This is a genomic window from Enterococcus saigonensis (assembly GCF_011397115.1).
GTDB classification, from domain to species: domain Bacteria; phylum Bacillota; class Bacilli; order Lactobacillales; family Enterococcaceae; genus Enterococcus_C; species Enterococcus_C saigonensis.
On sequence record NZ_AP022822.1, the window covers coordinates 2,063,861 to 2,079,061 of the forward strand.

Genomic DNA, 15,201 nt, shown 5'->3' on the forward strand with positions numbered 1-15,201 from the left:
TGCCATCACCCTTCATAATGTCGAATAAACAAATCTTCCAGTGTCGGCGGTACAACTTCAAATTTTTCAACGTCCAATTTTGCCACCGTGGCTAAAATCGTATTTAGCGTTTTATTATCGATGGCAAATTTTACTTCCATCCCTTTTTGAGTGAAATCATAAACACCCGCAACATCAGCTAAATTTGTCAAATCGCCCTTTGCGACCAATGTAACTGTGGAACGTGTCAAATGACGTAATTGTTGTAGCGTTCCTGTTTCGACAACCTTTCCTTCTCGAATAATAACAACTTTATCTGCTAATCGTTCAACTTCACTTAAAATATGTGAAGATAATAGAATCGCTTTGCCATCATTTTTGATTTTTTCTACTTCTTCTTGGAATACTGCTTCCATCAATGGATCTAGTCCTGAAGTCGGTTCATCTAAAATATAAAGATCAGAATCAACTGATAAAGCTGCAATTAATCCAACTTTTTGGCGATTCCCTTTTGAATAGCTTTTAGCTTTTTTTCGAGGATCCAATTCAAATTTTCCAATCAATTCATCACGTTTTCGCACATTACCACCACCATGTAACTTCATGAATAAATCGATAATTTCACCGCCTGTTAGATTTCCCCACAAAGCAACATCACCAGGAACATAAGACAGCCGCTTGTGAATCTCTATACTATCTTTCCAAGCATCTTTACCAAATACTTGAACATGACCTGCATCTTTTTTTAATATACCTAAAATTGTTCGTATTGTGGTAGATTTTCCGGCGCCATTTGGTCCAATAAACCCCACTACTTCTCCTGGAGCAACCGTAAAACTTACATCTTTTAATGCTTGAAATTTTCCAAAACTTTTTTGTAAGTTAGTAATTTCAATCAACTGCGTCATTTTTAAGACTCCTTTTTAAAAATTGAACTATTTTCTTTCTACGAGTTCAATATTATGCATATTGATGAGAAATGTCAATTAAAAACCTATACTTTTGAACTTGTTTTTAATTTGCAGTTTAAAATTAATTTACTATAATATAAGTAGTACTTTATCACAAAAGGTGGTGCCAATTTGAACGGCTTTGAGAAAAGAAGTGCAAAAAAAAAGCAAGATGTTTTAGCTGCAGCTTTTGAAATAATGAATAATTCTGAAGGTAGTAAAGCTTTAACGATCGATAAAGTAACCGCTGCAACAAAAATTTCAAAAGCAACAATTTTTAAATATTTCCACTCAAAAGAAAATCTAATTAAAGCTGTCTTCAAAAACTTCATGGCAGAGATGGCAAGAGAAGCAGATCTTGTTTTACAAGAGGAAAAATCATTTAATGACACTTTTGCGGCCTTAACACAGTTAAAAATCAATCGTTTAGACCGCGTGAGTCAGCAGTTTTATCTGGATTTAATGGCATGTTATTCGCAAACAGAAGACAAAGAATTAGCAGCGTTCATGGAAAGTTATACGCATAAAAGCAACGAGATTCTTTTTTCTTTATTCCAACAAGGTCGAAAAGAAGGCGTTATTGATCCAAAATATACCGATGAATTCCTCTTTATTTACACCGAATCAATGATTGTTGGAATAGCGGACCCTTCAATCTATAGTCGTGCGTTACCTTATATCAAAGAGTGGAGTGAAGTTTTACTAAAAGGATTAGCGCCAAAAAAATAAAAGGACAAATCACTGCCAAAGGGTGTGACTTGTCCTTTTATTTTGCTTAATTTATCCGCCTGCAGAACTTCTATTCACAATAATGTCCAACTAATTCTTGCTTTTCACTTTATTACGGCCATAAAAAATTAGCGACTTCCTGATCCACTGCTTCATTCTCGTGGAGCTGACTATGTTGTGCTTTGGGTCCATAAAAGATTTTCGTAGTAACAACATTTGTCTGTTTTAATAAAGAATTTACTGCTAATGCACTCGTAGTTGGTACCATTTCATCGTTAAAAGTATTTTTATCCAATTGACCAGCTAAAAGTAAAAACTTCGTATCTTGAGCTAAATTGACTGCCAAATTTTCGTAATCTTGGTAGCGACTGGAAACTTCACTAGGACCATTTTTTAATAGATCTGCTATGTTTTGAGCACTACTTGTATCTAAAAAATCGTTAAATGGTGCCCCAATTGCTGCAAATTTTAAAACTTTGGGCTGCGAAATATCATTCGGGTAGCTCATTAGATACCGCAAGCCTGAAACACCTCCCATTGAATGACCTACCAAGTTTACTTCTTCAACCCCTCTTTTTTTCAAAAAGGCCAAGCAATTGTATAACCACTTGGTTTGTGACCACTCCGTATTTTTATTGTCTTGAAAGATAACTTGTATCATAGGATTATCCTCTTTACCACTGAGGCTTCCAGTGGTACTAATTGAACCAATTGAGGTAACAGTCATTATTAATTCTTTTTTACCCCAGCCATTTTTTTCAAAGCGTTTTAACATACCCCCAAAGGAGTTTTTAGTACCACTATAACCATGAACAAACAGCGTTGGTACTTTTGTTTTTTTACTAGTAAGATTAATTTCTAACTTTCTTTGAGTCTTAGCTGAAGGGGACGTTGTTTTTTGATTACCGCTACAACCAGTTAAAATAAGTAGAAAAACAACAAACGCAATTATTTTTTTCATCGCTTCACTTCCTCTACTTGCATTATACGCCATATAATCAATTGGTGAAAAAACTAGTAATAAAAAATCCTTTACTTATACTTCATATGTACTTTTCCAAGACAAAAAAGACCCTAGTGAAAGAACACTAGAGTCAGATTCGCCATAAAGTTTACCCTTCAAAAGAATGAATGGTTACCCCTTTAACAACTCGATTAACAGTTCCTGTTGGTGAAGGCGTATCCGGTGTATTTCCAACTTTAATTGAAGAAAGTAATGAAACCGTTTGAGCGACAATTAAAAATGGTAGTGCCGCATACCCATCTGGTAGTTTTACATCACTCGTTTCAAAAACAAAATTATCGCCACTGAAATTTAATGTATTTGTTTTTTGTGTAATCCCTAAAACAGATGGTGCAATTTTATCTGCATGAACCTCTTCTAAAATGTCAATATCATATTGACGCGTATACTCATCATTATTCACAAAAACAAACATAATTGTTTTATCGTTAATGAATGATTTGGGACCATGACGAAAACCCATGGAAGAATCAAAGATTGTTGCCATTTTACCAGCAGTTAGTTCTAATACTTTTAAGGAAGCTTCTCGCGTTAAACCAGATAAACTGCCAGAACCAAGATAAACGATACGTTCAAAATCTAAGTCAATAATTTTTTGTACTTCCGTTTCTCTACCAATTGCTTCATTTCCTAATGTTGCCATTGCTTTTACGTATTCTTCTTTTTGAGCGAGGTCATGGCTTTCATCAAAAACTAACAACGCAGTTAGCGCCATACAAGAAAAACTACCGGTCATAGCAAAACCTTGGTCGTTGGCACGATCTGGCATCATCAATAACAAATTATGCGCATCTTCCACTGCCGCTTTTGCTAATTGTCCTTCTGGTGCACATGTAATCGTAATATGACGTAGATTTTTAACAAATTTATTAGCCACATCCACTGCCGCTACACTTTCAGGTGAATTACCACTACGAGCAAACGATACTAATATAGTCCAGTCATCTGGGTGTAAATATTCTGCTGGTGAAGCAACTATATCTGTAGTTCCAATACTTTCAAAAATAAACTTACGACTATCTCCCACTTTACTTAAGTAAGGTTTTACCGTATCTCCTACATATTGCGAAGTGCCAGCACCGGTAAAAACAATACGGATTTTACCATGAGCAGTATCTTTTACCTCTGATAAAAACGTATTGATTCTTTCCTGATTTTCTTTGTAGTAATGAAAAGCTTCTTGCCACAATTCGGGCTGCTGTTTAATTTCGCGGGTAGTAATTTCTGCTCCCATTTTATTTAACTCCGCTGTTGTCAATTGAAACATTATAATCCTCCTTTAATTTACAAATTCCGTCTTACTTTTGTTAATTATCTAATTACCATTGTGGTGCACAATCTTATAGCGAAAATGATCCGCACGGGCAACACTATAAGTAAACTCGATTATTTCATTCGCTTGATTATAAGTTTTGCGCATTAAAGTCAAAACTGGTGCGCCTTCACGAATATCCAAAAATGGTGCATCTTTTGGACGTGCAATATTAGCAAAAAGTTCTTCTTCTGCCACTTTAACTACCTCGTTGTAGTCTTCACGAAAAATATCGTACAATGCTTTATGATTTAAATCCTCTTTTGTCAGAGACAAAAACTTACTTAATGGTAAATAAGTTCTCTCTAGCATTAAGGGTTCGCCATCGGCACTTCTTAAACGTTTCATTTTTATTAACTTTGTTCCTAATTTGACATTAAATTTGTTTGCCAAAAATTTATTTGCTTCAATGGTTTCAAAATCCAAAACATTTGTCTCAGGATGGCGTCCCAAAGATTTCATCTGCTCAGTAAAACTATACATACTTTGCAAATTAAAACTGGACTCTTTCAAGTCGGATACAAAAGTTCCCTTGCCATGTTGGCGATAAATATAGCCAATTTTTTCCAATTCTTGTAACGCCAAACGAACAGTGGTGCGGCTTAAACCATACACATCTGATAGTTCCCGTTCAGAAGGCAGCATCATATTCGCTTCATATTCATTTTCAATTTTTTCTTTTAATAATTCGACTAACTGATCATACAAGGGTTGTTTTTTTGCTCGGGTCATATGACACCTCCTTTAACTGGTTACTACCACGATATGAGTTTATCTTTTATAAGCACTAAAGTCAATAGAAATAACAAATAAAACGCTTTATTTTTTTGTTTGATCTAGACCACTATTAAAAAAATACCACTTATCAACGAAAGATAAGTGGTATAATCTGTCAAAGATTTTTATGGCCAAATATTCGGCCAGATGCCAAAACCAGAACCTACTAAACCAATTACCAATAGCAACAGGATACATTTTAAAGGTGTCCAGCCACGTTTTGATAATAAGAAGTATAAAAGTAACGTCATTGCTAATGGAATCATTTGTGGTAAAATACCATCTAATATTTTTTGAATATCAATGGTAACAGGAGTTGTTTCGTTGCGGTTAAATGTTACTTCAAAATCCCCAGAAGGTAATTCAACTACACCTAACGCTTTTTCTCCTTCAGCTGCTGCTTGTACTTCTTCTGTTAATTTACCAGTATCATCTTTTTTGTAAATATATTCATCGTATTTGTGCTCTTCTCCAGCAGGGACAACTGTTGTTACAGAATGAACAGTATTTGTTTCCCCATTAGGAACTTGGACATTAACTTTTGTTGCACCATAAACACAAGTTAAAGAACCCACGACGAAGATACCTAAAATACTTGCTGCACGTGTAAACTCTTTGGCATTTTCTGTTAAAACACCAATTGCGTCTGTTCCTAATTTGTAGGACCAATTCATTAAGAAGAAACGTAGCGCAAATTGCGCAATGTTGAAAACTAGCAAGAAAATAAATGGCGCTGCAATATTACCACTAATAGCCATATTTGAAGTAATACCGGCAGTAATTGGTACTAACGTAAACCAGAATAAAGCATCCCCAATCCCACCTAAAGGACCCATCGCAGCGACACGAACAGCACGAATTGTTGGAATATCTGCTTTATTTTGTTCTAGTGATAAAACAATCCCCATTACAAAAGTTACTAAGAATGGATGAGTGTTAAAAAATTCAAGGTTATGACTCATTGAAGCAGCTAAGTCATCTTTATTTTTATGAATTTTTTTCAAACCGGGTAAAATCCCATATAACCAGCCACCAGCTTGCATCCGTTCATAGTTAAAAGATGCCTGCAGGAATAATGAACGCCAAACCATCTTATTTAACGTTTTCTTATCTAGTGTTTCTCCGACTGATTGATCTTGATACGTATCTGGAATATTATATGCCATCTTCGTCACCTCCGAAGTCATTTGCATTGGCTGTTGCTGTTTTAAATTTAGATTGGATTTGGTAATCCCAGAAGGCTAACGCAAAGCCGATAAATGCCAAGATAATCAAGGCTGGACCTGACAAGCTTGGTGCTGCCATTACGATTGTTGCAAGGCCAAAGCCCATGAAATAAAAGCCCCACATATCACGAGAAACCATAACTTTTAATAAAATTGCAAAACCGACATAACGCATCATACCGCCAGCTGCAGATAATCCTTTCATTAACCATTCAGGAATAGCACTAACGACTTGTTCCCCAAATGTTGCGCCACCGATAAAGAATAAAACAACAATTAAACCAAAGATAGCACCAATTGCTGCCATCGCCAGATAGTTAATCCGATCAATTCCTTTTGTATTAGCATCGTGTGCGTAATTATCTGCTACAGACATTACTGGTGACATTGCAGAGAAAATTAGCGTAACCGCATATTGTCCTAACAATGAAAATGGAATTGCAGTTGCTACGGCCGCAGTTGGTTCTAATTTCAATGTAATGGATAAAATTGCGGCCATAATCCCGCCGATAACGGCATTAGGCGGCTGTGCTCCACCAACTGGCATGTTCCCGATAGTCATTAATTGATACGTACCACCAACAATTAAACCTGTTTGTAAATCTCCTAAAATAAGACCAATTACCATCCCCGTAACAATCGGTTGATATAATGATTCCAAGAAACTGAATTGGTCAATCGCCGCAATAAACGTTACGATAAAGACCAATAAAATCTGAATGAAATTATAATCCATTCTTAAACTCCCTCCTTAAGCACTCGCTTAGTTGAATAGTTTGCTGCTGTCTTCTACTGCTGTAGTTGGCACGCGTCGTATTTCAAGCTCCACCCCTAAATCTTGTAGCTTTTTAAAGGCTGCAACGTCTGCATCATCCACAGCAACAGTTGTCGCTACTTGGCGTTTACCTTCTGCCATATGCATGTTTCCAATATTTAATTTTTTAATTGGCACTCCTCCTTCAACTAATTTCAAAACATCTTCAGGATTTTCTGCAATAATGAAGATTTTTTGTTTTGGTGATGCTTTGTGGATGATATCGATCGTCTTTTGGATCGTGAAATACCGTGTTTGAACCCCGCTTGGTGCCGCCATATCCATTAATCCTTGGCGAACTTTATCGCCGGCTACTTTATCGTTGGCCACTAAAATTAAATTAGCCCCTAAAGTGCCATTCCACTGCGTTGCAACTTGGCCGTGAATTAACCGGTTATCGATACGTGTTAATAAAATATTTGGTTCTGACATAATAATTCCTCCTAAAGTAAATGTTTACTATTTAATGATTTCTGAGATTGCATAGCGTGAAACTTCAATTACAGTCCCTGATTTAACTTCAATATCCACTGTATCTTTCTTTTGATTGATAACTTTCACAGTGCCATAAAGCCCATTAGAAAATTTCACTTGCTGTCCAGGCGCAAGGGATTGATGCAATTTTTTGAAATGCTCTTTTTGGGACTTCATCCCTTTAGCCCCCACAAAATAATAAATAATAGCAAAAGCGATTACAAAAACTAAGACTACAATTGAAGCACCTAGAATACTGTTCCAAATGCTCATGATTAAATTCCTTCTTCCCCGAATTCCTCGTCTTCTTTAATAACCAGTTTGGGATGAACAACACCTGATTGTCCTGCTGTTATTGCCTGTTGTGTCAATTGCTCCAAATCTGTGCTGGCATAACGTAATCCAATTGTTTCAATTAACATTGGTAAATTTGCCCCCGCAATCACTTCTACTGTCTCAAAATCTTGTGCTGCAATCATCGCAGTTTTAAAGGGCGATCCGCCTAATAAATCACTGAAAATTAAAACACCTTCACAAGTTTCAGTTAATTGTTTCACCGCTTGTTTCATTTTTTCTTCAAAATCATCAACGTTTTGTCCATCCTCAAAGGCAATTACGTTAAAAAAATCTTGTTCACCGGCAATCATTGTTAATGCACCATAAAGCCCTGGTGCAAATGATCCATGACCAGTCAATACACAACCAATCATCTTATCCCCTCCTTAACTCATTTTGTTATCTGGTAGTAACCACAGACCAATTATAAAAGCGCTAACATTATCTGTCAAGAGAAACTTTACTAAATAAAATAGCACTTATTGTTTACAAAACACAGTTTGTTCAAAGTAAATCAAACTTAAAAAGAACTAATAGATTTAGTAGTACAAGAAAATAATGGGGAACTCCAACTGGTTATAACCTCATAAATTTTTATTTATTAATGCACTGTACCTAAAAATCTACTTTTTCTTTCAAGATTACATTTTGTCTCCAGCTATATAAATTTACGTAAAAAATACCTAAATCCAAAATGAACGCTACAATAAAAAATAATAGCGTAACAGGCTGTTTTGCCTCTACATTTCTTCAATAGGTATCCTAGATAAAACACAATTCAATTATTTCAACAAAATCTATAAACTATCAACTTGTTCGAAGTCTAATTCTGTACTTGTTTCACGGCCGAACATATCAATATTAACTTTCAATTTTTGTTTTTCTTCGTCAATTTCAGCTACTTGTCCTTCTAATCCTGCAAAAGCACCTTCAATAATTTTCACAGTGTCTCCTACATTGACTTCTAAATCACTTGTTCTTGTACTCATTCCGATTGAGCGTAAGATGTGATTAATTTCTTCTTGTAATAAAGGCGCAGGTTTACTACCAGCACCATGAGAGCCGACAAAACCAGTAACACCAGGCGTATTACGTACTACATACCACGATTCATCTGTCATGACCATCTCGACTAAGACATACCCTGGAAAAGTTTTATGAACGACTTCTTTTTCTTTACCGTTCTTTAATTCTTTCTCAGTTTCTTCTGGAACAACAACGCGAAAAATAAAATCGCCCATACCCATACTTTGTGCCCGCGATTCGATGTTTGCTTTTACTTTGTTTTCATACCCAGAATATGTGTGCAGCACATACCAGTTTCTTTCAAATGATTCCATTTGTTTGGCTCCTTTTGTCTAAAATAAAAAAACCTCAGTTGCCCGAAGTTTTTCTTCTTGACTATTATAGCATTCTTTGCAATATTCAGCCAGTTAAATTATTTTAAAATCCAACCAAAGACACTCTTTACTACAGTATCCATTACAAAAAACATCGCAGCAAAAATCAAAGATGTTTCAATAACAACCAACGTATCTTTGCGCAGTTGCGCTTTAGTGGGCCATGTTACATTTTTCATTTCAGCAATTACACTACGTAAGAATTTCATACCTGCTGCCTCCTATTTGGTTTCTCGATGCAACGTATATTGATTGCAATATTTACAAAATTTATTAATCTCCAAACGTTCGCCTTTTTTCCCTTCACTCACTGATTTTGTGTAGTTACGAGATCCGCAAACGGAGCAGGCTAAAGCGGCTTTTTTCGCACCCATCTTTATGCCCTCCTTCAACTTTATCACACTTTTAAAAGTATCCTGTCACAACTTAAATTCTTCACAAAAGTACACTTTAACTTATCATGTTTTTTTCGCACTGTCAATTAAGGTAGTCGGTTATGTCTTTTTAAGAAGAATATGATATGATTAATCTGTTAAATTGGAGACAATGGAGGGTTTGTTATGTTACTAAAAACCATGGTGTATAAGAAAAGAGATTTGACTACGGTCAAAGAAACTGCAACATTGGCTGAAGCATTGGAAATTTTGGAAAATTCTGGTTTTCGTTGTGTGCCTATTTTAGACGAAAGTGAAAAAATTTTCCGTGGGAACATTTATAAAATGCACATTTACCGTCACAAAGCTAATGGCGGTGATATGAATTTACCTGTTACTCACTTGTTAAAAAATGCGACAAAATTCATTTACGTCAATTCTTCTTTCTTTAAGGTCTTCTTCACTATTAAAGAACTTCCTTATATTGCCGTTTTAAATGAAAACAATGAGTTTTATGGTATTTTGACCCATAGTTCATTACTAAATATGTTATCTCAATCTTGGAGTATCGATCAAGGCAGTTACGTTTTAACAATCGCTTCAACTGGTAAACAAGGTGACTTGGCTGCTATTAGTAAAATCATTGCAAAGTACAGCAGCATTGCTAGCTGTATTACATTAGATATCGGTAAGGATGAATTTATTCGCCGTACTTTAATTACGCTACCAGCCAAAACAGACAAAGCATTATGCGATAAAATTATCAGCCACTTAGAAAGCAAAAACTTTAAAGTAGTCGAAGTAGAAGACCTCACTCTTTCTGAATAAAGATTGCCAAAAAACTTTTATTAACTAGTTTTCAAAATTAGGATAATTCATTTTTTTAATGTATTTTGTTTATTGAATGCTTACTTTTAATGAAATTAAATACAAAATAAAATGGACGGGGTGAACGTACCCCGTCCATTTTATTTTACTTATCTGCTTATTTAAAATTGTTTAGAAAAATTCACATTACGATTTAGCCAATACATGAGTGGTGCAGAAATACTCATAATGATCAATTCACTCAACCCCGTCGTAAAGTATGTCGGCCAAAATGGTAAATCTGCTGTAAACATAAGCATAACGGCAATTAGAAACATACTAAACGTGAAAAAGACAATATTTAATCCTAATAATACTTTTTCATCTTTAACTTTATTTTGTAAAAAACTTGTAAGAGTCAAGGCTAACAATGTTTGACCACCACCAAACAGCACATCCATTATGCCATAACCAAACAAAGCATTGTAAATGACCACTCCTAAAAATACGCCCCACAAATATTTACGATTAAAGACAACAAGATGATTCAAACTTTCTGAAATTCGAAATTGAATCGGTCCTGCAGAAAAAGGAGTGATAAGCGATAAAGCGACATATAAGGCCGCAACAATGGCATTGATTGCCAAGACTTTGACATTACCTTTATTTTTATTCATTTGTACAATTATTCCTTCTTTCTCCGAGTTTTGATGACGCGGGATGGTTGATGAACCGCGAGAGGTTAATTAACTTTTTTAGTCTTTTCTTAACCGAGTTTATTTCATCTGTCACTTTTTTACTAATACCTTTACCTTGTGTTTTTTGACCAGCAAATAAATACGCCTCACAAAAAAACTATCATTACTGCATGCAATAAATTAAACAGCTGACAAAACTCAATTTTGTTCTTTAGTTTAGGTCATATTTAATACATTCTCACAACCTCACAGAAACAAAAATAAGATAGCTAAAAAACAGTGGATAAGCTTCCATAGTTTTCCTCCCCTGTGAAGTATAGCAAAATTACTATTGAAAGAAAATAAAAGTTATTCCGATAGCAAAAAACGATGCCAAACAAGAAGTGTAAACGTTTGCAAAAACTAGTAATATATGGTATAAAATAGGTGTAAGGGGTCATAGGAATTCCCAGTAACGTAGACGATGTAGGTTCTACAAAAGCGAAGAATTGTTATGAAACTTAAAAACAAGTAAAGGATGTGGGAATTTGAGTTACTCCTTACTAACTGAATAGGATCTAGTGAGTTTGTCATTTATTAAGTGGACATCAGAACCTTAATGAACGACTAGAAAAAAAGGCATAAAAAAAACTCACTAGATCTTTTTTTATGCCTTTTTTCTTTTCACTCCTCCGTTTTTTCTGTTAAAATATGGAGCATTAAGTGTAAAAGAGGAGCAAAAATTGTGAAATTTCATTACATACTTTTGATTAATCAAGTTTCTGGCAATGGCAATGGCCAAAAAGTCGGGACCATTATCCAAAACTTATTAGAGGAACAAAAAATGAGCTATGAAAGTTATTATACTGAATATGCTGGCCACGAAGCCAATTTAACCAAAGAGCTCGTTGCGACTAAGCTAGTAGGCTGGAACACAAAAATAAAAGCCGATTATGCAGATAAACTTTATCCCTTATTGGTAGTAATTGGCGGTGATGGAACTTTACACCAAGTTTTAAATCAACTTTACCGAATGGATAAAAAAATTCCAGTTAGTTACATTCCTGGTGGCTCAGGAAATGATTTTGCTAGAGGAATTAAACTACCTAGAGATCCCCAAAAAGCATTTTGGGCGATTCAGCGGGCAAAAGAGCCCAAAATAGTCAATACATTAACTTATGAGGAAAAAATCCAAAATGAAACCGGACTTGCAATTAATAATATCGGTATTGGTTTAGATGCTGCTATTGTAGCTGCCACCAACGACTCTAAAACAAAGAAAACTTTAAACAAGTATAATCTTGGCTCTTTTGCGTATATGGCTTCTATTGTCAAAGTTCTATTCACACAAAAGGGGTTTCCAATTTTACTAGAAGTAAATGGCGAACAACGTTCTTTTAAAAAAGCATTTTTATGTACTACAACAAATCATCCTTATTTTGGTGGCGGCGTGGCTATCGCACCAATGGCAAAAGCAACAGCTTCAGATTTGGATTTAGTTGTAGTAGAGAGAATTTCCATGATTAAAATCTTTGGGTTGATTATTCGCTTAATTACGAATAAGTTAACCACATCAAAACATTATCATCATTTTACTGGCCACAAACTCCGTATTGTCTCTACTGTGCCAGAATATGGTCAAGCCGATGGAGAAGTAATGGGAATCCGGCCCTTTGATATTACATTTTCTACCTACCCACAATTAATCTGGTATTATTCTGATTAAATACTAAAAAAGACTTAAACTATTCGCCTCTGTGAAGGCTAAAGTAATCGTTTAAGTCTTTTTACTTATCTCTACATAAAATCCATTGGTGTTATTCCAGCCATACCAATTAAAGGATCTACGCTATTTTCCCGTATTAATTTTTGTGTCAAAACAAACCCAAGTGCTACTTTGTCAGTTGCTTCATCTATTGTACTACCTGTCTCACAAAAATCGCCTGCTTCTTTTTGGGGGGAGACTAATTTGTCTTCTTCATAGACAACAGCGGCTTGTTTTCTCGACTCATTTTTTGTCGTTACTGATAATTCAGCTGCTTCACTTCGTTCTACGCTCTCAATCTTAGAGCCAATAAATACCTGAATTCGTTGTGTCAATGTTGTTAGACGATTGGCAGATTGATTAGTAACGCAAGTTTGAAAAGCTTGTGTCTCCCCTAATAAAATTAATTTATCTTTACTTCGGGTGACTGCCGTATACAATAAGTTTCTCTGCAACATTCGTTGGTATTGGGAAACCATCGGTAAAATTACCATTTCAAATTCACTACCTTGGGATTTGTGGATCGAACAACAATAAGATAATGTGATTTTTTGCCAATCATTTCTTTTGTAGGTTACTTCATTAGTATCAAATTGAATAACCAACTCATCTACTTTATCTTCACTATCTTTTGCATAAATAATACCGACAATTTGTCCCATGTCACCATTAAAAACATTCTCTTCTGGTGAATTAACCAACTGTAAAACTTTATCGCCAATTCGATAAACATGATCGTGAAAAGACACTTCTTTTTTTGTTCCATCATTTGGATTAAAAATTTCTTGCATCATTTTATTCAGTGCATCAATCCCTGCTGGACCACGATACATTGGCGCCAACAGTTGTATATCTTGTGCGCTAAATCCTTTTGCTTTTGCTTTTTTTACGATTTGAGCAATTAGTGGTTCAATTTGTTGCGCATGACACGGAAAAAAAGAACGATCGGCTTGATTTTTTGTAAAGTCTGCGGGTAAACGACCATTTTTAATCTCATGGGCTAATGAAATAATTGTCGATCCGTCTTCTTGACGATAAATATCTGTTAACTCCCGCTGAGGAATTTCTTTTATTAAAAGTAAATCATGTAGTACTTGGCCTGGTCCGACAGAAGGTAACTGCTCTTTATCACCAACAAAAATAACTTGCATATTCGTTGGAATAGCCTTCAATAATGAATTAGCAAGCCACGTGTCTAACATTGACATTTCATCAACAATCAACAGACCTCCTGATAATTCATTGATTTCTATTTCGCCGACTTTTTCTCTACCCGTTAATCCCAATAAACGATGAATCGTACCACTGGGTAATCCGGTTGTCTCATTCATCCGTTTTGCAGCGCGACCTGTAGGGGCAGCTAAAAGAATGGGAAAAACTTCCTGAGTATAATCTAATGGTTCCAAACTTAAATCATTTAATTCTGCAAACAACTGGACAATACCATTAATAACGGTTGTCTTACCTGTACCAGGGCCACCAGTTAAAATAAAGAGCGGTGATGCTAGCGCCGCTTTAATCGCTTCTGCTTGTGATGTTCCGTATTGAATACCCAACCGTTTTTCTAAGCTGGCTAATTTTTTTTCAATTGTCTTTTCAGGATACTTAATTTCTTTTTTTCGCTGCAACATTTTTTGAATAGATCCTGCTATCCCAATTTCAGCAAAATAAAGACTATTTTCGTAAATACGCGTAGCCTCTTGTTTGATTTTATCTTCTTCTGTTAAAGAAATAATCACATCAGCCAACTGTTCGGGATTGATTTCTACCGGACGACTTTTCTCCAGTAGTACCAAAGTATCTTCTAACAAGCGATTTGCCTCGATGTACGTATCTCCACTTTGCAATGCACTTTGAAAAACTTGATGTAAGACTGCTGCTCGCAAGCGCTTGTCACTTGTTGCCGCAATTCCTAACTGCTCTGCTAATTGATCGGCTTTTTTAAAGCCAATTCCTTCAATATCTTCTACTAATTGATAAGGATTTTCTTCAATAATACTCAACGCCTGCCCGTGATACATTTGATAAATGGCAAAAGATAATTGACTCCCAAAACCATACTGGGATAAACCAACAACAATTTCATCCATTCCTTGGTTTGCCCGAACAATTTCTGCAATCTGTTGTCGTTTTTTTTCATTTAGACCTGTAATTTTTTCTAATACCGTGGCATCTTCCACAATTTTTTTTATCGCATCAACACCTAATGTGTGGACAATTTTTTCAGCTGTCTTTGGACCTATACCAGGAAACTTTTCACTAGCAAAGTAATTAATCAAGCCATTTTCAGAAGTGGGTTGATCTTGAGCATAGCTTTCTACTTGAAACTGCAGCCCATATCGCGCATGTTCTATCAATTCACCATAGAATTGATAAAGAGTATCGTCACTAATGTCACCAAAAGAGCCGGTTACTACGATTTGTGGCTCCCGATAATTCGTATTAGTTTCCGCGATATCAATCAGCATCACCTTATAAAAATTGCCGGGGTTTTCAAAAAATATTGCCGCAACTGTTCCGCTGACAAAATTTCGTTCTTCCATTAAGAATCCGGCTC

Annotated in this window: 17 protein-coding genes; 3 read left to right on the top strand and 14 right to left on the bottom strand. The window is 35.5% G+C overall.

Annotated elements, in window-relative coordinates:
• Nucleotides 1-5 precede the first annotated feature (5 nt).
• Nucleotides 6-887, bottom strand: coding sequence for an ABC transporter ATP-binding protein (locus tag EsVE80_RS09785; protein ID WP_173103540.1), 882 nt, complete (start codon nucleotides 885-887; stop codon nucleotides 6-8).
• Between the two features lie 174 nt (nucleotides 888-1,061).
• Here EsVE80_RS09785 and EsVE80_RS09790 point away from each other — a divergent pair, with 174 nt between their 5' ends.
• Complete coding sequence (locus EsVE80_RS09790) at nucleotides 1,062-1,658, top strand: TetR/AcrR family transcriptional regulator (RefSeq protein WP_173103541.1); 597 nt, start codon at nucleotides 1,062-1,064, stop codon at nucleotides 1,656-1,658.
• Nucleotides 1,659-1,770: 112 nt separating this feature from the next.
• Here EsVE80_RS09790 and EsVE80_RS09795 read toward each other — a convergent pair whose 3' ends face one another.
• The 11 genes from EsVE80_RS09795 to rpmG form a co-directional block, all read right to left on the bottom strand.
• Complete coding sequence (locus tag EsVE80_RS09795; protein WP_173103542.1) at nucleotides 1,771-2,619, bottom strand: alpha/beta fold hydrolase; 849 nt, start codon at nucleotides 2,617-2,619, stop codon at nucleotides 1,771-1,773.
• A gap of 151 nt (nucleotides 2,620-2,770) precedes the next feature.
• Nucleotides 2,771-3,949 carry an SIS domain-containing protein gene (locus tag EsVE80_RS09800; protein ID WP_173103543.1) on the bottom strand — a complete coding sequence of 393 codons (1,179 nt, stop codon included), beginning with the start codon at nucleotides 3,947-3,949 and terminating at the stop codon, nucleotides 2,771-2,773.
• A gap of 48 nt (nucleotides 3,950-3,997) precedes the next feature.
• Nucleotides 3,998-4,726, bottom strand: coding sequence for a GntR family transcriptional regulator (locus tag EsVE80_RS09805; RefSeq protein WP_173103544.1), 729 nt, complete (start codon nucleotides 4,724-4,726; stop codon nucleotides 3,998-4,000).
• A gap of 170 nt (nucleotides 4,727-4,896) precedes the next feature.
• Nucleotides 4,897-5,937 carry a PTS system mannose/fructose/sorbose family transporter subunit IID gene (locus EsVE80_RS09810; RefSeq protein WP_173103545.1) on the bottom strand — a complete coding sequence of 347 codons (1,041 nt, stop codon included), beginning with the start codon at nucleotides 5,935-5,937 and terminating at the stop codon, nucleotides 4,897-4,899.
• Nucleotides 5,927-6,733, bottom strand: a complete 807-nt coding sequence (locus EsVE80_RS09815; protein ID WP_173103546.1) for a PTS mannose/fructose/sorbose/N-acetylgalactosamine transporter subunit IIC — start codon at nucleotides 6,731-6,733, stop codon at nucleotides 5,927-5,929. The genes EsVE80_RS09810 and EsVE80_RS09815 overlap by 11 nt, the downstream gene beginning before the upstream one ends.
• Nucleotides 6,734-6,760: 27 nt before the next feature.
• A complete protein-coding gene (gene agaV / locus EsVE80_RS09820) occupies nucleotides 6,761-7,243 on the bottom strand; it encodes a PTS N-acetylgalactosamine transporter subunit IIB (RefSeq protein ID WP_173103547.1) in 483 nt (160 codons plus the stop codon).
• Between the two features lie 27 nt (nucleotides 7,244-7,270).
• Nucleotides 7,271-7,558, bottom strand: coding sequence for a preprotein translocase subunit YajC (gene yajC, locus EsVE80_RS09825; RefSeq protein WP_173103548.1), 288 nt, complete (start codon nucleotides 7,556-7,558; stop codon nucleotides 7,271-7,273).
• A 2-nt stretch (nucleotides 7,559-7,560) separates the two neighbouring features.
• A complete protein-coding gene (locus EsVE80_RS09830) occupies nucleotides 7,561-7,995 on the bottom strand; it encodes a PTS sugar transporter subunit IIA (protein WP_173103549.1) in 435 nt (144 codons plus the stop codon).
• A 423-nt stretch (nucleotides 7,996-8,418) separates the two neighbouring features.
• Nucleotides 8,419-8,961 (bottom strand): transcription termination/antitermination protein NusG, encoded by a 543-nt coding sequence (gene nusG, locus EsVE80_RS09835; RefSeq protein ID WP_173103550.1) that lies wholly within the window; start codon nucleotides 8,959-8,961, stop codon nucleotides 8,419-8,421.
• Nucleotides 8,962-9,059: 98 nt separating this feature from the next.
• The gene (gene secE / locus EsVE80_RS09840; RefSeq protein ID WP_173103551.1) at nucleotides 9,060-9,230 is read right to left on the bottom strand and encodes a preprotein translocase subunit SecE; all 171 of its coding nucleotides are present in this window, start codon (nucleotides 9,228-9,230) and stop codon (nucleotides 9,060-9,062) included.
• Nucleotides 9,231-9,242: 12 nt separating this feature from the next.
• Nucleotides 9,243-9,395: a 50S ribosomal protein L33 gene (gene rpmG, locus EsVE80_RS09845; RefSeq protein ID WP_016171295.1), complete on the bottom strand. Its 153-nt coding sequence runs from the start codon at nucleotides 9,393-9,395 to the stop codon at nucleotides 9,243-9,245.
• A gap of 186 nt (nucleotides 9,396-9,581) precedes the next feature.
• Between rpmG and cbpA the strand changes: the two genes are divergently transcribed.
• Complete coding sequence (cbpA, locus tag EsVE80_RS09850; RefSeq protein WP_173103552.1) at nucleotides 9,582-10,223, top strand: cyclic di-AMP binding protein CbpA; 642 nt, start codon at nucleotides 9,582-9,584, stop codon at nucleotides 10,221-10,223.
• A 161-nt stretch (nucleotides 10,224-10,384) separates the two neighbouring features.
• Here cbpA and EsVE80_RS09855 read toward each other — a convergent pair whose 3' ends face one another.
• Complete coding sequence (locus tag EsVE80_RS09855) at nucleotides 10,385-10,879, bottom strand: QueT transporter family protein (protein WP_173103553.1); 495 nt, start codon at nucleotides 10,877-10,879, stop codon at nucleotides 10,385-10,387.
• A 745-nt stretch (nucleotides 10,880-11,624) separates the two neighbouring features.
• Here EsVE80_RS09855 and EsVE80_RS09860 point away from each other — a divergent pair.
• Nucleotides 11,625-12,605: a diacylglycerol/lipid kinase family protein gene (locus EsVE80_RS09860; protein WP_173103554.1), complete on the top strand. Its 981-nt coding sequence runs from the start codon at nucleotides 11,625-11,627 to the stop codon at nucleotides 12,603-12,605.
• Between the two features lie 71 nt (nucleotides 12,606-12,676).
• Here EsVE80_RS09860 and recD2 read toward each other — a convergent pair whose 3' ends face one another.
• A complete protein-coding gene (gene recD2, locus EsVE80_RS09865) occupies nucleotides 12,677-15,187 on the bottom strand; it encodes an SF1B family DNA helicase RecD2 (protein ID WP_173103555.1) in 2,511 nt (836 codons plus the stop codon).
• Nucleotides 15,188-15,201 lie beyond the last annotated feature (14 nt).